The sequence below is a fragment of the Microbacterium sp. KNMS genome (assembly GCF_053851835.1).
The window spans coordinates 1-16005 of record NZ_JBSQBP010000019.1; the positions used below are offsets into that span (position 1 = coordinate 1).

Annotated in this window: 19 protein-coding genes and 2 tRNA genes; 9 read left to right on the plus strand and 12 right to left on the minus strand. The window is 71.3% G+C overall.

Going from position 1 to position 16005, the window contains the following annotated elements:
• Both ACWXWW_RS12310 and ACWXWW_RS12315 read right to left on the minus strand, forming a co-directional pair.
• The coding region (locus tag ACWXWW_RS12310; protein ID WP_455970111.1) for an alpha/beta hydrolase fold domain-containing protein at positions 1–841 on the minus strand (841 nt) is incomplete at its 3' end.
• Complete coding sequence (locus ACWXWW_RS12315) at positions 825–1361, minus strand: quercetin 2,3-dioxygenase (protein WP_455970112.1); 537 nt, start codon at positions 1359–1361, stop codon at positions 825–827. The genes ACWXWW_RS12315 and ACWXWW_RS12310, both read right to left, overlap by 17 nt.
• Before the next feature lie 111 nt (positions 1362–1472).
• Between ACWXWW_RS12315 and ACWXWW_RS12320 the strand changes: the two genes are divergently transcribed.
• Together ACWXWW_RS12320 and ACWXWW_RS12325 are read left to right on the plus strand one after the other, a co-directional pair.
• Complete coding sequence (locus tag ACWXWW_RS12320) at positions 1473–2351, plus strand: LysR family transcriptional regulator (RefSeq protein ID WP_421075710.1); 879 nt, start codon at positions 1473–1475, stop codon at positions 2349–2351.
• An 89-nt stretch (positions 2352–2440) separates the two neighbouring features.
• Positions 2441–2512 (plus strand) — tRNA-Gln (locus ACWXWW_RS12325).
• Between the two features lie 96 nt (positions 2513–2608).
• On the opposite strand, the gene ACWXWW_RS12330 is transcribed toward ACWXWW_RS12325, so the two are convergent.
• Positions 2609–3367: a hypothetical protein gene (locus ACWXWW_RS12330; protein ID WP_455970113.1), complete on the minus strand. Its 759-nt coding sequence runs from the start codon at positions 3365–3367 to the stop codon at positions 2609–2611.
• A gap of 142 nt (positions 3368–3509) precedes the next feature.
• On the opposite strand from ACWXWW_RS12330, the gene ACWXWW_RS12335 reads away from it, so the two are divergent.
• Positions 3510–3755, plus strand: coding sequence for a hypothetical protein (locus ACWXWW_RS12335; RefSeq protein ID WP_421075707.1), 246 nt, complete (start codon positions 3510–3512; stop codon positions 3753–3755).
• A 9-nt stretch (positions 3756–3764) separates the two neighbouring features.
• On the plus strand, positions 3765–4229 hold the full coding sequence (locus tag ACWXWW_RS12340; protein ID WP_455970114.1) for an NUDIX domain-containing protein: 465 nt from the start codon (positions 3765–3767) through the stop codon (positions 4227–4229).
• 33 nt (positions 4230–4262) lie between these two features.
• Here the strand turns inward: ACWXWW_RS12340 and ACWXWW_RS12345 are convergent, their stop codons facing one another.
• The 3 genes from ACWXWW_RS12345 to ACWXWW_RS12355 all read right to left on the minus strand — a co-directional run bounded on the left by ACWXWW_RS12345 (position 4263) and on the right by ACWXWW_RS12355 (position 5627).
• Positions 4263–5078 (minus strand): phosphotransferase, encoded by an 816-nt coding sequence (locus tag ACWXWW_RS12345; RefSeq protein ID WP_455970115.1) that lies wholly within the window; start codon positions 5076–5078, stop codon positions 4263–4265.
• Positions 5079–5081: 3 nt separating this feature from the next.
• On the minus strand, positions 5082–5369 hold the full coding sequence (locus tag ACWXWW_RS12350) for a hypothetical protein (protein ID WP_455970116.1): 288 nt from the start codon (positions 5367–5369) through the stop codon (positions 5082–5084).
• Between the two features lie 66 nt (positions 5370–5435).
• Positions 5436–5627 (minus strand): DUF1918 domain-containing protein, encoded by a 192-nt coding sequence (locus ACWXWW_RS12355; protein ID WP_271171661.1) that lies wholly within the window; start codon positions 5625–5627, stop codon positions 5436–5438.
• Between the two features lie 153 nt (positions 5628–5780).
• Here ACWXWW_RS12355 and ACWXWW_RS12360 point away from each other — a divergent pair, with 153 nt between their 5' ends.
• From ACWXWW_RS12360 to ACWXWW_RS12375, 4 genes are all read left to right on the plus strand, one after another.
• The gene (locus ACWXWW_RS12360) at positions 5781–5990 is read left to right on the plus strand and encodes a heavy-metal-associated domain-containing protein (protein WP_271171662.1); all 210 of its coding nucleotides are present in this window, start codon (positions 5781–5783) and stop codon (positions 5988–5990) included.
• On the plus strand, positions 5990–6988 hold the full coding sequence (locus ACWXWW_RS12365) for a heavy-metal-associated domain-containing protein (RefSeq protein WP_455970117.1): 999 nt from the start codon (positions 5990–5992) through the stop codon (positions 6986–6988). Before ACWXWW_RS12360 ends, ACWXWW_RS12365 begins: the two co-directional genes overlap by 1 nt.
• A complete protein-coding gene (locus ACWXWW_RS12370; RefSeq protein WP_455970118.1) occupies positions 6988–9237 on the plus strand; it encodes a heavy metal translocating P-type ATPase in 2250 nt (749 codons plus the stop codon). Before ACWXWW_RS12365 ends, ACWXWW_RS12370 begins: the two co-directional genes overlap by 1 nt.
• Positions 9238–9320: 83 nt before the next feature.
• Positions 9321–10229: a DUF808 domain-containing protein gene (locus ACWXWW_RS12375; RefSeq protein ID WP_455970119.1), complete on the plus strand. Its 909-nt coding sequence runs from the start codon at positions 9321–9323 to the stop codon at positions 10227–10229.
• Between the two features lie 9 nt (positions 10230–10238).
• Here the strand turns inward: ACWXWW_RS12375 and ACWXWW_RS12380 are convergent, their stop codons facing one another.
• The gene (locus tag ACWXWW_RS12380; RefSeq protein WP_455970120.1) at positions 10239–10934 is read right to left on the minus strand and encodes a helix-turn-helix transcriptional regulator; all 696 of its coding nucleotides are present in this window, start codon (positions 10932–10934) and stop codon (positions 10239–10241) included.
• A 90-nt stretch (positions 10935–11024) separates the two neighbouring features.
• Between ACWXWW_RS12380 and ACWXWW_RS12385 the strand changes: the two genes are divergently transcribed.
• Positions 11025–11462: a hypothetical protein gene (locus ACWXWW_RS12385; RefSeq protein WP_421075695.1), complete on the plus strand. Its 438-nt coding sequence runs from the start codon at positions 11025–11027 to the stop codon at positions 11460–11462.
• A gap of 8 nt (positions 11463–11470) precedes the next feature.
• On the opposite strand, the gene ACWXWW_RS12390 is transcribed toward ACWXWW_RS12385, so the two are convergent.
• The 5 genes from ACWXWW_RS12390 to ACWXWW_RS12410 all read right to left on the minus strand — a co-directional run bounded on the left by ACWXWW_RS12390 (position 11471) and on the right by ACWXWW_RS12410 (position 15948).
• Positions 11471–12721, minus strand: a complete 1251-nt coding sequence (locus ACWXWW_RS12390; RefSeq protein ID WP_455970121.1) for a CoA transferase — start codon at positions 12719–12721, stop codon at positions 11471–11473.
• On the minus strand, positions 12718–14217 hold the full coding sequence (gene putP / locus ACWXWW_RS12395) for a sodium/proline symporter PutP (protein ID WP_455970122.1): 1500 nt from the start codon (positions 14215–14217) through the stop codon (positions 12718–12720). Before putP ends, ACWXWW_RS12390 begins: the two co-directional genes overlap by 4 nt.
• Before the next feature lie 103 nt (positions 14218–14320).
• The gene (locus ACWXWW_RS12400; RefSeq protein WP_455970123.1) at positions 14321–15136 is read right to left on the minus strand and encodes a shikimate 5-dehydrogenase; all 816 of its coding nucleotides are present in this window, start codon (positions 15134–15136) and stop codon (positions 14321–14323) included.
• A 36-nt stretch (positions 15137–15172) separates the two neighbouring features.
• Positions 15173–15808 carry an MBL fold metallo-hydrolase gene (locus ACWXWW_RS12405; RefSeq protein WP_271171671.1) on the minus strand — a complete coding sequence of 212 codons (636 nt, stop codon included), beginning with the start codon at positions 15806–15808 and terminating at the stop codon, positions 15173–15175.
• Between the two features lie 67 nt (positions 15809–15875).
• Positions 15876–15948: transfer RNA gene (locus ACWXWW_RS12410), tRNA-Glu, on the minus strand.
• Positions 15949–16005: the final 57 nt, after the last annotated feature.

Consider the following 16005-nt stretch of genomic DNA (forward strand, 5'->3'; position numbering starts at 1 on the left):
CCCCCCCCCCCCCCCCCCCCCCCCCCCCCCCCTCCCCCCCCCCCCCCCCCCCCCCCCCCCCCCCCCCCCCCCCCCCCGCGAAGGCGAGCGCGGGGGACAGGACGACGTCGGGGTCGTCGAGCCCCTGCCACAGGTGGGCCGCCCGCGGCACGAGCTGCAGCGTCGCGTCGGCGCCCGCGGTCACGAGCGCGGCGTGCAGCGCCTCGCTCTGCGCGGCGGGCACGGCCGTGTCGGCGAGCCCGTGCGCGATGTGGAACGGCGGCGCGCCGGGCGCGACCTGACGCGCGGGGCTCGCGGCACGCGCGCGCTCGGGGAGGTCGGCCACGGCGCCGCCCAGCAGCGCCTCCTCGCGCGTCGGGCGCTCATCCGACGCCGCAGGTGCGGGGAACGAGACGAGGTCGCTCGGGCCGTACCAGTCCACGACCCCGCGCACCGCGCCATCCGAGAGCCCAGCGAGCGCCGCGAGGTGCGCGCCCGCCGACTCGCCCCACAGGACGATGCGCGTCGCGTCGACCGCGAGCGCGCCCTGGTGCTCGCGGAGCCATGCGAGCGCTGCCGCGACGTCGTCGAGCGGCGCGGGGAACACCGCCTCGCCGCTCAGACGGTAGTCGATCGAGGCGACGGCGAACCCGTCGGCGACGAGTCGAGGGAACCCGTGCTCGGGGGCGAACGTCGGGCACATGACCCGGCGGCTGCCGACGCGCCAGCCGCCGCCGTGCACGAACACGATCAGCGGGGCGCCGTCGGCCTCCGGCCGATGCAGGTCGAGGGAGAGCGGCCGGAACCCGGGGCGCGTCGCGTAGACGACGTCGCGCAGCGTCCGCTCAGTCGAAGAGCTCATAGCCCTCGACGAAGTTGACGTCGTGCTCGGCGCCCGCGGTCGCCATCCGCTCGAACGGCGGGATGTGGAAGCGGTCGGGCTCGGGGATCCCGGGGATGTCGGTGGGGGCGCCGACCGCGCGGAAGAAGTCGGTGAAGGGCGCGCTCGTGACGCCGAAGATCCTGCCCGTGCGCTCGATGCGATACGAGTGGACCGTGCCCTTCGGAACGAACCCGAAGCCGCCCGCCTCGAGGATGCGGGTCTCGCGGAAGCCGTTGCGGTCATCCATCCAGAGGCGGATGGCGCCCTCGAGCACGAAGAAGGTCTCGTGCGTGAGCGCGTGGTAGTGCGCGGGCACCGGACGCCCGGGCCGTCCCTCCGTCACGAATGCGTCGAACTGCCCCTCGTTCTGCGTTCCCGTCGTGAGGAGCGTGAAGAGCTGGTCGAACATGACGAGCTTGTCGCCCTGCACCTCGTCGAGGAAGTACGGGGCGGGCGCGCCGGGCAGGGCGCTCGGGATGGCGGGGGCGGTGTCGGACACGGACGACCTCCTTGTCGAGGGGGAAGGAACGGGTTCAGCCTCGCGCTGAGCGCGGCCGCGCGTCCACGTGGAAGAGGCGCACGCGCATTAGCCGCGGGCTAACATCGACCCATGAACGTGTCGGCGACGCAGCTGCGCTACTTCGTGACGGTCGCCGAGCACCTGCACTTCGGCCGTGCCGCGGCGGCCCTCCACATCTCGGGCCCCACGCTCAGTCAGCAGATCGCGCGCCTCGAGTCCGTGGTCGGCGCGCGGCTGTTCGACCGGACCCCGCGGTCCGTAGCGCTGACCGAGCGCGGTCGGGCGTTCCTCCCGCTCGCGGTGGAGGCGGATCGCGCGCATCGTGCGGTTGAGGCGTGGGCGTCGGAGTCGGCAGGGGGTGGCACGCTGCGCGTCGGCGTCGTCGCGGCCGGCGCGGGCCCGATCGTGAGCCGTGCGCTCGCCGAGCTCGTGGCAGCGGACGCCGACCTCGACGTCGAGCTCGTGCGGCTGGGCTTCTTCGCGGGGGCGCAGGCCCTGCGCGACGGCGTCGTCGACGTCGTGATCGCCCCACCGTCCGGCGCGAGGGAAGACGGGGTATCGTCCGAGCAGATCGCGACCGAGCCGCGCGTGCTCGTGCTGCGCGACGACCATCCGCTCGCGGCACGCGACAGCGTGCGCATCGCGGAGACCGACGACCTCCCGTTCGTCGTGGTGGGAGCCGCAGAGGGGCCGGTGCGGTCGTGGTGGCTGGTCGACCCGCGGCCGAGCGGCGTGCGCCCGCGCGTCACCGCTGTCGCCGACGACGTCGAGGGTCTGCTGGAGCTCTGCGCCGCGGGGATCGGCGTGAACATCGCGGCGGCGTCCGTCGCGACGCACTATCGGCGCCCGGGGATCGTGTGCGTGCCGATCGTCGACATCGATCCCGTGCCCATCCTCGCGAGCCGGCGGGCCACCTGTGTCTCGGCCTCGGTCGACGCGTTCCTCGAGGTCGCACGCCGCGTCGCGTGAGCGACACGCCATGGGGAACGCCCCGGTTTGGACGCCCTCGCCGGTTCGGGTAGAGTAGACCCTCGGTACGGCCCAGGCCGGAAACCTCTTGGGGTATGGTGTAATTGGCAACACGGCTGATTCTGGTTCAGTTGTTCTTGGTTCGAGTCCAGGTACCCCAGCTCTGAAGAACCCCCGCTCCGGCGGGGGTTTTCTCGTATGCGGCGGTGCCGATCTGAGCTGCAGGCCGCGCAGGAACTCACTCCCTGGCGCCCCGCTCAGACCACGGGGAAGCCGTCCGGCTCTCCCACGCATCCGCCGAGCCAGGACGACATCGCGTAGTCGCATCCGACGTCGGTCGCGGTCACAGGCGTCCAGACCGTGTAGACGAGATAGGAGCTTGCGGTCAGCGGCTCGTCGACGTCGACGGTGGTGTGCGCCGTGCGCGGCCCGCCAGGAGCGGCGAGCATGCAGCGATCCGGCTCATCCTCGGGCGGTGTGCCGTCTGGGTCAATCCACCACAAGTCCCGTGTGTACGCGTCGGGGCCCACGGCACCGGCGTCAGGGGTGAGGACGTCGAAGATGAGCTCGCTGCACGTCGGGTCGCCCGCGGTGTGGCCTCCGAGCCATGCGGCGACGGATGCGCCGTCTGTGAGCTCATCCGGTACAGGGTAGAGCTCGATGCTCCGCAGCGAGCATTGCTGCGAATAGAACATCACGATGTCCTGTTCGCCGTCGCCGTCGCTGTATTGCGGTGCGAGCGAGCAGGACACCTCGGTCCAGGAGCGCACGGGAGCGCCGAGCTGTTCGAGCGGGGCACGGAACTCTTCCCGCTTCGCGAGCAGCGTGTCGCGCTCGGCGGGAAGGCTGTCGACGAGTTGGTGGGCGTTATTCGTGTGGATGATCCGCAGAATCGGCCCCGGAGCGAAGGCGACGAGCCCGACGAGGATCAGGACGAGGAGGGTTCCCGTGAGTCGGCGACGCCGCGGCGACCACGGCTCCGTCTCCGGCGTGTCTGGTTCCGTCGGCTCCTCCATGCGCTTCACGATATCGAGGCGCTCCGCCGGCGGGCTCGGACGTGTCACGAGTGTCCATGCGCGACGTCCGGTGGGCTACGGCAGACGCAGGTCGAGGACGACTTCGAAGGGGGAGATCATCTGTGCGTCGTACGGTGGAGCGATGAGCACCGTGATCGAGGTCGAGGGAGAGACGTTCCGGGTCGACACGCGAGAGCAGCCGGGCGGACTGCGCTGCGTCGATTTCACCTGGCTCACGGGCCCCGCCGACGGCACCTACGGCTTCACGGTCTCCGGATTGCCGCTGGATCGGATCGAGGAGGAGGCCGCCCTCTTCGTGCGCGCGTTCTTCGCGGAAGACGGCATCGGACCCGCCGACTTCCCGGACTTCGTCGCCGGTCGTGCCTAGACTCCGTGCATGCCGATGTCGGACTACGTCGCCTCGATGCGCTCCCGCATCGGGAACGATCTCCTGCTGCTTCCCGGCGTCACAGCGGTGATCCGCGACGATGACCGCTTCCTGCTGGCGCGGCATCGTCACTCTGGGCTCTGGAGCCTGATCGGCGGCGGTGTCGAGCCGGGGGAGGAGCCGGTCGCGGCGCTGCTGCGCGAGGTCCTCGAGGAGACCGGTGCGCGAGTCCGCGTCCGCGGCATCGTCGGCGTCTACGGCGGCGAGCCCATGATGGTCACCTATCCGAACGGCGACCAGGTCGGCTATGTGACGACCGCGTTCGACTGCGAGCTGCTCTCCGCGGCGACCCCCGACCTCGAGGAGCTCCTCGAGCTGGGGTGGTTCTCGCGGGACGCGATCCCATCGCTCCCGCGTCGCGACTGGATCGACCGCGTCATCGCGGACGCGTCCGGCGGCTCCGAGTCATCCTGAGCGTGAAGCGCCCGACGCCGCGGTGCGCGTCGATCAGGTGATGAGACGCATCAGGTAAGCGGCCTGGGTCTCCGTCGAACCCGGTGGATTGCGACGGAATGCCCCGTTCCCAGGCAGCAGCATCGCGAGCCAGAAGGCCGCCCACAACGGTCGGAATGCGCGCATTCGAGCGCGTTCCTCTTCGGAGAAGCCGACGGCAGTCGAGAGAGCATCGGGGTCGTAGACCCCACTTCGGCGTGCGGCGATGTGCTCGACATGGTCTGCGAGATCATAGGCGGGATCGGTGACGCCGCCGTCTTCGAAATCGACGAGGCGACAGGTCTCGCCGTCCCACAGGACGTTCGCGGGATTGAGATCGGCGATCCCGAGACTCGTCAGCTGCGCTTCCGGACGGTTGTCCGAACGCGCAAGCCATGCGAGCGCCGCTTCGATGCCGTCGCGTACTCGGGCAGGATCCGCGCAGCGGGCGAGGTCCTGTGGTTCGCGCAGCCAGCCGATGAGCGCAGCGGGGAGCGTCGAAGGTCCGTATCGCCGCTCGGAGATCGCCGCAGCCGTGATGCCCTCGATCGGGATGCGATAGAGGCGGTGCAGGGCCCGTCCGAGGGAAGCGGTCTGAGCCGGGGTGAGCGGCCCCTCACCGAGCGGCTCGCCCGGGATCCGCTCCATGACCACGACCGGGTGTCCGTCTGCGACCTCTCGCCTCAGGGGACGAGGGGCGAGCCCGGGCGCGTGCGTCCAGATGAGCTGGAGGCATTCCCATTCTCGATCGGCCTCGCCGTCCGACCAGCTCACGAAGCGCTTTCGCACCTCGGTTGGGGTGAACCTCAGCTCGTGCGTCTGGGAGGGCATGGCTCAAGACTCCGCCATGGGGATCAGTGGCTGCTCCCGTGTCTCCTGTCGCACGGCGTCGGTCGCGGGTGCGGACGCACCCGGCGTTCCTCGCCTGCGGGCACGCCGCTCGCGTGCCTCCGGCGAGAACAGCAGCGCGATGAACCCCGAAAGGGCCAGCGCGAGCAGACTGAGCGTCATCGCGCCGGCCTGTCCCGGGGCGAGCCGCCCCAGCGCGCCGAGGAACGCGATCGAGATGAGCCCGGCGGCGAGCGTGCCGACGACGATCAGCGCCCACCCCTCCGGTTTCATGCCTCCATTCTGTGGCTGCCCGGGCACAACAGCCCGCATTGAACCCGGGTCGCGCGGGACGGTGCGTCAGGCGCCGTCGCGCGCGACGATGTGCGCGTCGGCTCCCGGGAAGACGAGCCCCTCGTGGCCGTCCTTCCAGCGCACGAGGAACGGCGGGCCGCCGTCCGGTCCGCGCACCTCCAGGACCTCCGCCTCGCGGCGCGGCTCGCTGTCTGTGTGGCCCTCCACGACGAGGCGATCGCCGGGCTTCACCTGCATCGTCCTCACCTCCGGTTCCGCCGAAGCCGATGTGTCTTCCAGCGTGCTCCGCCGAGGCGTTCGCAGCAAGAGGGAGCACGTTGCGGGAATACCCCCGGGGGGTATACGGTTGACGCAGGTGACACCCTTCCGAACCTGACGAGAGGACCGAAGATGACGGAGATCGAATACCGCGTGACGGGCATGACCTGCGGGCACTGCGAGATGTCGGTGCGCGAGGAGGTCGGCGAGGTGCCGGGCGTCGAGGGCATCGACGTGAGCGCGCAGACGGGCCGCCTCGTCGTGAGCGGCACGGCCGAGATCGACGACGCGAAGATCCTCGCGGCCGTCGAGGAGGCCGGCTACTCGGCGGAGCGCGTCTGATGAACGCGGGGGCGCGGCTCGCCCTGTACGGCGCCGGACTGGTGGCGGCGTTCGGCGCGGCCTTCGGGGTCGCGGCGGCCGTCGCCCCCGACGCGGTCGTCACCGCATGGAACGAGGAGGACAAGGTGGATGGTCACGGAGGCGGTCACACGACCGCGCCGACGGATGGCACGGCATCGGATGGCGCGCAGAGCGAGAGCGCGCACGGCGCGCCTGGCGATGGCGCGCACGGCGCGCACGCCCCGCAGGGCGTCACGCTCAGCGCCGACGGCTACACGCTCACCGCGGTCGCCGCTCCGAGCGGGGCGGGGGAGCAGTGGGAGCTGAGCTTCCAGATCCTCGACAGCGCGGGTGAGCCGCTCACGTCGTACGCGATCGAGCACGAGAAGGAGCTGCACCTCATCGTGGTGCGCTCCGATGGCGCGCACTTCCGCCACGTCCATCCCGAGCTCGACGCGCACACCGGAGCCTGGAGCATCCCGTGGTCGTGGGAGGCCGCCGGCACGTACCGCGTGTACGCCGACTTCACACCGGCAGGCGACGGCGCGCAGGGGCTCACCCTCGCGCGCTCGGTCGAGGTCGCGGGCGACTACACCCCCGTCAGCGCCGAGCCGTCGCGCGTGGACGAGGTGGGCGGGTACACCGTCGAGCTCGCGGGCGACCTCGCTCCCGGTGCTGCGCAGGAGCTCACGCTCTCGATCACCCGCGACGGCGAGCCGGTCACCGCGCTCGAGCCGTACCTCGGGGCATTCGGGCACCTCGTCGCGCTGCGTCAGGGCGACCTCGCGTATCTCCATGTGCATCCCGAGGGGGCGGAGCCCGGCGCGGACGACCTCGGCGGCCCGGAGATCGCGTTCGCGGCGGAGGCGCCGACCGCCGGGCGCTACCTGCTCTACCTGGACTTCCAGGTCGACGGGCAGGTCCACACCGCGGAGTTCGTGCTCGACGCCGGCGCGGCCGCAGCCGGGCACGGGCATGCGCATTCGGGAGGCCACTGATGAGCACGTCCGTCGGGGGCGCCGACATCGAGCTCGAGATCGGAGGCATGACCTGCGCGTCGTGCGCGAACCGGATCGAGCGGAAGCTCAACAAGCTCGAGGGCGTGTCGGCGACCGTGAACTACGCGACCGAGAAGGCGCGCGTCACCGTGCCCGAGGGGTACGACCCGGCGCTGCTCGTCGCCGAGGTGGAGAAGACCGGGTACACGGCCGCCCTTCCGAAGCCGCCCGTCGACGAGCCGTCGGATGACGACGAGCCGGATGATCCGGAGCTGCGCTCGTTGCGGCAGCGGCTGATCGGGTCGGTCGTGCTGACGCTCCCCGTCATCGCGATGTCGATGATCCCCGCGCTGCAGTTCCCGTACTGGCAGTGGGCGTCGCTCGCCCTCGCCGCACCCGTCATCGTGTGGGCGGCGTGGCCGTTCCACCGCGCCGCGTGGCTCAACCTGCGGCACGGGGCGGCGACCATGGACACGCTCATCTCGATGGGCACCTCGGCGGCGTTCCTGTGGTCGCTCTACGCGCTCTTCCTGGGCACAGCAGGCGAGCCGGGCATGACGCATGCCTTCGAGCTCTCCATCGCGCCCTCGGACGGCGCGGCGAACATCTACCTCGAGGTCGGCGCGGGCGTGACGATGTTCATCCTCGCGGGCCGCTACTTCGAGAAGCGCTCGAAGCGCCAGGCCGGCGCCGCTCTGCGGGCGCTCCTCGAGCTCGGCGCCAAGGAGGTCTCGGTGCTGCGCGGCGGCGTCGAGACCCGGATCCCCGCGTCGCAGCTCGCCGTCGGCGACGAGTTCGTCGTCCGCCCGGGGGAGAAGATCGCGACCGACGGCGTCGTGGTCTCCGGCACCTCGGCGGTCGACGCGTCGATGCTCACGGGCGAGTCCGTGCCGGTCGAGGTCGGCGAGGGCGACGCGGTGACGGGTGCGACGGTCAACGAGGGCGGGCGGCTCGTCGTGCGTGCGACGCGCGTCGGGGCTGACACGCAGCTCGCCCAGATGGCGCGGATGGTCGAGGACGCCCAGAGCGGGAAGGCCGAGGTCCAGCGGCTCGCGGACCGCATCTCGGGGGTCTTCGTGCCGATCGTCATCGCGATCGCGGTGGTCGCGCTCGGCGCGTGGCTCGGCGCGGGCTTCCCGGCGTCGGCGGCCTTCACGGCAGCCGTGGCGGTCCTCGTGATCGCCTGCCCGTGCGCGCTGGGACTCGCCACGCCGACGGCGCTTCTCGTCGGAACCGGCCGCGGAGCGCAGATGGGCATCCTCATCAAGGGGCCCGAGGTGCTCGAGTCGACGCGCCGGGTCGACACGGTCGTGCTCGACAAGACGGGCACGGTGACCAGCGGACGGATGACGCTCGTCGACGTCGTGACCGAGTCGGGTGTCGAGCGGGCCGATGTCCTGCGGCTCGCAGGCGCGCTCGAGAGCGCGTCGGAGCACCCGATCGCCCAGGCGATCGCGCGCGCGGCGACGGCGGAGCTCGGCGCGCTGCCCGCTGTGGAGGGGTTCCAGAACCTCGAGGGAAGGGGCGTGCAGGGGGTCGTCGACGGCGCGGCCGTCGTCGTCGGCCGGGCCTCTTATCTGTCCGACTGGGCTCTGCACCTCTCCGCCGACGTCGCGGAGGCGCAGCGGCGCGAGGAGGCGGATGGCCGCACCGTCGTCGCGGTCGGATGGGACGGACGCGCACGAGGGCTCCTCGTCGTGGCCGACACCGTCAAGCCGACCAGCGCCCAGGCGGTCGCCGAGCTGAAGGAGCTGGGTCTCACCCCCGTCCTGCTGACCGGCGACAACCGCGCGGTGGCCGAGCGGATCGCCGCCGAGGTCGGCATCGAGGTCGTCCACGCCGAGGTCCTGCCGCAGGACAAGGTCGAGGTCGTCGCGCGACTGCAGCGCGAGGGCCGCGTCGTCGCGATGGTGGGCGACGGCGTGAACGACGCCCCCGCGCTCGCTCAGGCCGATCTCGGGCTCGCGATGGGCACGGGGACCGACGTGGCCATCGAGGCGTCCGACATCACGCTCGTCCGGGGCGACCTGCGAGCCGCCGTCGACGCGATCCGCCTCTCCCGGCGCACGCTCTCGACGATCAAGTCCAACCTGTTCTGGGCGTTCGCGTACAACGTCGCGGCCATCCCGATCGCCGCGCTCGGCATGCTGAACCCCATGCTCGCGGGCGCCGCGATGGCCTTCTCGAGCGTGTTCGTCGTCGGCAACAGCCTGCGTCTGCGCGGCTTCCGCGGCGTCGCGCAGCGGTGACGCGGCGCTGCCCGGCGGGGAGGGCCATCCCCGTCGGGTAGCGTTGCGTTGCCCGTCTCGTGCTCGGACCCGTGGGAGAACACATGTCTGTCGGCCTGCTCGCCGTCGTGGACGACATCCTGACCGCCGCTGTGAAGGCCTCGTCGAAGGCCGCCGGCGTGGTCATCGACGACGCCGCCGTGACCCCGCAGTACGTGCAGGGCATCACGCCCGCGCGCGAGCTGCCGGTCGTGGGCCGCATCGCGCTCGGCTCGCTCGCGAACAAGTTCCTCATCATCATCCCCGTGGCGATGCTGCTCACGACCTTCGCGCCGTGGGTGCTCCCGTTCCTGCTCATCCTGGGCGGTTCGTACCTCTGCTTCGAGGGCGCCGAGAAGGTGCTCGAGTGGTTCGGATTCGGGCACGGCCATGCGGAGGAGGGCGCGCGCGACGAGAAGCGCCTCGTGTGGGGCGCGATCCGCACCGACCTCATCCTCTCGACCGAGATCATGCTCATCTCGCTCGCGAGCCTCGATGCGGGAATGGGGTTCTGGCAGACACTCGCGGTGCTCGCCGTGATCGCGCTGCTCATGACGCTGCTCGTCTACGGGGCGGTCGCGCTGCTCGTGAAGATCGACGACATCGGGATGCGGATGGCCGAGAGCCCGGTCGGCAGCGTGCGGCTCACGGGCGCCCGCATCGTGACGTCCATGCCCGCCGTGTTCCGCGTCATCAGCGTGATCGGCACCGTCGCGATGCTGTGGGTCGGCGGCCACCTCGTGATCGTGAACCTCGGCGAGGTCGGCCTGCACGTCTTCGCGGATGCGCTCCATGCGGTCGAGCACGCGCTCGAGCCGCTCGGCGGCGTGGTGGTCTGGGTCGTCGACACGGCGATCTCCGCGGTGTTCGGCTTCATCGAGGGGCTCGTCATCGTGGGGGCCGTGCTCCTCATCGCGCGCCTGTTCGGCCGCCGTCCGACGTTCGACGAGGCGCACTCCACCTCGTCGCACTGAGCGCGGCCGCTAGGCCCCCTCGCGGAGGGTGACGCAGCAGCGGCCGTCCTCCGGCTCGAGGGCGACCGCGGGCGAGTGCGGCGCGAGCGCGTCGCCCACTCCGTCGATGAGCGCGCAGTTCATGCCGCACACCAGTTCGCGGTGATCCTGGGCGAGTCGATGGAAGGGGCAGTTCCGCAGGATCGTGGTGGGTCCGTCGCGCTCGGGCTCGTATCCCTCGCCGCGCAGGATGTCCTCGGCCGCCTCCCGCGCGGCGGTCGCGGAGACGGGTGGCTCGGCGCCGCGCGCCGCGGCGATCGCGCGGCCTCTGGCTCGCGCGACGTCGGCGACCGCCTCCGCCACCGGGATGCCGTCGGCCGCGCTGCGCGTGATCGCGCGGGCGAGCAGATCACCCGCGACGTCGTAGCCACGCGGCGGCACCGAGACGGCGATCTCGCTCTCGGCAGGGCGGTACCGCTTGGCGGGTCGCCCCGCGCCCGGGCCGGTGCGCCCGGGCGGGCGCGCGTAGTCGACCGTCACGAGACCGTCCTGCTCGAGGCGGTCGAGGTGGAACTTCGCCTGGTGATGCGGGATGTCGAGCGCGCTCGCCGCCTCGTCACGCGTGACCGCGTGGCGCTGGCGGCTGAGGAACGCGTAGATGGCGCGGCGGAGCGGATCGGCGAGCCCGCGGATCCGGCGGGTGGCCTCGGAATCGGCATCGGTCATCTCGTCCGTCTTCTTTCGGAGAATCCTCTTGACGAAAGACTACCACCGTTCTAACGTCCGGAGTAACTTCCGATAGAAAGGACGACGCTCATGTCGACACTCCGCAGTTCCCGAGCAGAGACGCTCACCGGGGTCGGCGATCTCCGCTCACCGACGCACCAGGCGTTCCTGCTGCTCCGCACCGTGTTCACCGTCGCGCCGATCCTCTTCGGGCTCGACAAGTTCACGAATCTCCTCGTCGACTGGACGATCTATCTCGCGCCCTGGATCGACGCGATCCTCCCCGGCGACGACGTGTTCGCCATGCGCGTCGTCGGGGTCGTCGAGATCGCCGCCGGCGTGCTCGTCGCGATTCTCCCGCGCTGGGGCGCGTGGGTCGTGGCGGCGTGGCTGCTCGGGATCATCGTGAATCTGCTGACCCTGCCCGGCTACTTCGACGTGGCGCTGCGTGACTTCGGCCTCCTCGTCGGCGCGGTCGCGCTCGCGCGGCTCGCCGAGGGAGAGCGCAGGGCCCGCGGCGGGCGCTGAGTCGGATGTCAGCGCCAGGCGGGTGCGGCCGCGCGGTACCCGCCGACGTCGCGCTCGATCGAGCGGCGGTCGAGGAGGACCGGGGGAGGGGGCAGGAAGAGCGTGCCGTGCGGGGAGCTGACGTTCACCATCGTCGTCCCCATCGACACCTCGTCGTCGGCCTCGGGCGGCGGCGCAGACGCGAGGAGCGCCCGCGCCGCGCCGAGGAGGCTTGCCCGCACGAGACCGCCGCGCCCCGAGGCGAGGAGCTCGAGCACGCGCGCGGCCAGCACGTATCCGGTCGCGAAGTCGAGCGCCTGCACGGGCAGCGCGCCCGGTCGTCCGTCGGCGTCCGCGCACAGGTCTGCGATCCCCGTCGCCGCCTGGACGATCGAGTCGAATCCCGCACGGGCACCCCAGGGGCCGTCCTCGCCCCACGCCGAGAGGGTCGCGACGATGAGGCCCGGGTGATCGGCCGCGAGGGCGGTCGGCGTCAGTCCGAAGCGGTCGAGGGAACCGGGGCGGTAGCCCAGCACGACGACGTCGGCGTCGGCGACGAGAGCCCGCGCGTTGGCGGCGCGGCTCGCGAGATCGAGCTCGATCGAGCGCTTGCCCATCCCGGTCAGGAGGTGCTGCTCGAGGATCTCCGGTCGGCCGGGCGGATCCACACGCAGCACGTCGGCGCCGAGGCAGGCGAGGAGCTGCGTGCACGTCGGTCCCGCGAGCACCCGGGTGAGATCGAGGACCCGCACGCCCGCGAGCGGGGCGGTGTCGGATGGTCCGATGCGGCTCTCCCCGTCCGGGACGACCTCGCTCCAGGCCGCGTCATGCGTCACGCGTCCGTGCGGATGGTCCTTCCACTCATCGGCCGTGCGCACGCGGGCGGCGATGCCGCCCGCCGCGACGACCGCGTCCTCGAGCTCCTGCGCGGGCATGCCGGCAGCGCGCGCGTCGAGGTCGCGCCGCGTCTCGACCCCCAGCGCGCGGCGGATGGCGTCGGCATGGTGCGGGTAGTTGCCGTGCAGACGCGCGAATCCGTCGGCGCAGGCGACGAAGCCCGAGAGCTCAGCCCACGGCGACACGCTCCGGCCGTCGACGCGGGCGTGCTCGACCGTCTCGAACGCCGATCGGATGAGCTCGGAGGAGGTGTCCACCGAGACGGACAGTCCGCGGGTGCGCGCGACAGCACGCGCGCCGTCCGCGGCCGCGGAGACCGCCGTGATCGCGAGGCCCTCGACGTCGAGCGGGCCCTGCCACCAGCGGCGGATGCCGATGCTCATGCCGTCCTCTGGGGGCGCACCACGGTGAGAGCAGCGGTGTCGGTGAACTCCCGCTGGATGTCGGAGTTCTCGCGATACGTCGCGAGGCTGACGAGCACGGTCACGAGCATGGCTCCGACGAAGCCGGGAAGCAGCTCGTATACGCCCGTGCCGAGGAGCGGCCATGTGAACACGATCACCGAGCCGGACACCATCCCCGCGAGCGCTCCCCACGCCGTGAGCCTGCGCCAGAACAGGCTCAGGAGGATGATGGGGCCGAACGACGCGCCGAACCCGGCCCACGCGAACGCGACGAGACCCAGGATCGTGTCGTTGGGGCTCACCGCGAGCAGCGCTGCCACGACAGCGACCGCGAGGACGCAGGAGCGCCCGAGGATGACGAGTGTGCGGTCGCCAGGGGGCGTCTTCCGCGCCACCTTGTAGAGGTCCTCGACGAGGGCCGACGAGCACACCACGAGCTGACTCGAGAGAGTGCTCATGATCGCCGCGAGAACCGCGGCGAGGACGAATCCAGCGACGAGCGGGTGAAGAAGGATCTGCGACATCCGCAGCACGACCGTCTCCGGATTCGACAGTGTCTCACCGGAGCGCTCGAAGAACCCTACGCCGACGAGACCGGCCGTGACGGCGCCGACCATCGACAGGACCATCCACGTCATCCCGATCCGGCGTGCCGGCTTGGCGGCCTGCGCGCTCGGAAGGGCCATGAAGCGGACGATGATGTGCGGCTGCCCGAAATAGCCCAGCCCCCAGGCAAGCGCGGAGATCACAGCGAGCACGGTGGCTCCCGTGACCGCCTCTCCGCCTGTCCAGGACATCGCGTCGGGCGCGGCGGAGGAGATCGCCGCTCCGACTTCTCCGAACCCGCCCACCGTGGAGATCGCCACGATCGGGACGAGGATGAGAGCCGTCATCATGAGGAGGCCCTGGGCGACGTCGGTGAGTGACGCGCCGAGGAAGCCGCCGAACAGCGTGTAGGCGAGGGTGACCGCGGTCACGAGGACCATGCCGACGAGGTACTCGCCGTCGAACGTGCTCTCGAAGAACACACCGCCGGCCACCATGCCGGACGAGATGTAGAGCGTGAAGAAGACGAGGATGATGAGAGCCGAGACGATGCGGAGCAGTCGCGACCGATCCTTCAGGCGGTTCTCGAAGAAGCTCGGCACGGTGATCGAGTTGTTGCTGACCTCGGTGTACGCGCGCAGCCGCGGCGCCACGAGGAGCCAGTTCAGGTAGGCGCCGATCGTGAGGCCGACGGCGATCCAGGCCTCGATCAGCCCCGTAGCGTAGATCGCGCCCGGGAGTCCCATGACCAGCCATCCCGACATGTCCGACGCGCCCGCCGAGAGGGCCGCGGCCCACGGCGGCAGGTTGCGCCCCGCGAGCATGTAGTCCTCGTGGTCCTTTGTGCGGCGTGCGGCGAAGAAGCCGATCGCGAGCATGCCCGCGAAGTAGATGCCGAGCGCGATGTAGAGGTAGACCTGGTCGGACATCGTCGTTCCCGCCTTTCCTGTCGAGCGGCCCCGCCGCGCGGGTCTGTCGTGCACAGCACGGTACTCTCCGGCCGCGCGTCGCGGGGAAGGCGCTCCGCCGTGGTCAGCCGGCGCGCGAGAACTCGGAGGCCCGGCGCACCTGATCGGGCGTGGGCGTGATGCCCGTGTACCGGGCGAACTGACGGGCGGCCTGCAGGGCGATGACCTCGGCGCCCGTGATGAGCCGCTTGCCGGCCTCGCGTCCCGCCCGCACGAGCGGCGTCTCCGAGGGGAAGGCGACGACGTCGAAGACGACGTCGGCGGCCTCCACGTGCGCGGGCGAGAAGGCCAGCGTGTCGGCGTCGGGGCCGTCCATGCCGAGCGGCGTCACGTTGACGATCACGCCCTCGCCCGGCTCGGGGTCAGTCGGCGTCCACCGGTACCCGTAGGCGTCGGCGAGGGCCGGTCCGGCCTGCGGGTTGCGCGCGACCACGGTCAGGCGGTCGAATCCCGCGCCCCGGAAGGCCGCGACCACGGCCTTGGCCATCCCACCCGAACCCCGCACGACCACCGGGAGTGCGGGGTCCACGTCATGCGCCGCGAGCAGCTCGGCGACGGCCTCGTAGTCGGTGTTCGAGGCGATGAGGCGGCCGCCGTCGTTGACGATCGTGTTCACCGAGGCGATCGCCTCGGCCGAGGGCTCGATCTCGTCGACGAGCGGGATGACGGCCTCCTTGAACGGCATCGACACCGAGCAGCCGCGGATGCCGAGGGCCCGCACGCCGCGGATGGCGCCCTCGATGTCGTCGGTCGTGAAGGCCTTGTACACGAAGTTCAGGCCCAGCTCCTCGTAGAGGTAGTTGTGGAACCGCGTGCCGATGTTCGAGGGTCGGCCCGAGAGCGAGATGCAGACCGACATGTCCTTGTTGAGGATGGGCATGACGCCATTCTGCCCGGGCCGACCCGCGGCTCCCGATCAGCCGACGTCGATCGCGTCGCCCGCGTCGAGGTCGTGGAAGACGCCGCCGCCCTGCTCGGTGGCCCAGCGCAGGCGCCCGCGGTGCATCGCGAGGCCCTGTGCGGACAGCGGCACGTCGTGGGTGCCGAACGCCGCGCGCGGCGCGACCGCGAGGACGAAGTCCATCGCCTCGCCGATCTTGAGCCAGGGCGCGCCGATCGGGGCGGCGAGCAGTGGCACCTCGCGCCCGGGGAGCGCGTATGAGTCACCGGGGTAGTAGAGGAGGTCGTCGACGAAGACGCCGATGTTCTCGACGAGCGGGATCGAGGAGTGGATCTCGTTGTGCACGCCGCCGTGGAACGAGAGGCGGAAGGGGCCGGCGGTCGCGCTGTCGCCCGATGCGACGACGACCGCGTCGCCGTCGAGCTGCGCAGCGACGGCGCGCGTCGTGAAGACGGGAGCCGACGGGTGGCGCGCGCGGAGCGCCGCGAGGTGCTCGGGGGTCCAGTGATCCGGGTGCTCGTGGGTGATGACGATGCCCGCCAGATCGGAGATGTCCGGCAGGGCGGCGGTGAACGATCCCGGGTCGACGACGAGCGTCGCCCCGTCCTTCTCGATGCGGAGGGCGGCATGTTCGTGCTTCGTGACGCGCATGAGGATCAGTCAACCACCGGGAACGCGAAGAAGCCCGGATCCTCGGATCCGGGCTTCTTCTCTACGGTGACCCCAGCGGGATTCGAACCCGCGTTACCGCCGTGAGAGGGCGGCGTACTAGGCCGCTATACGATGGGGCCGTAGTCTGTGTTCAGTTCTTCGTGTTCTTCCCGTTCCCGGGCACCAGAAGAGTATGA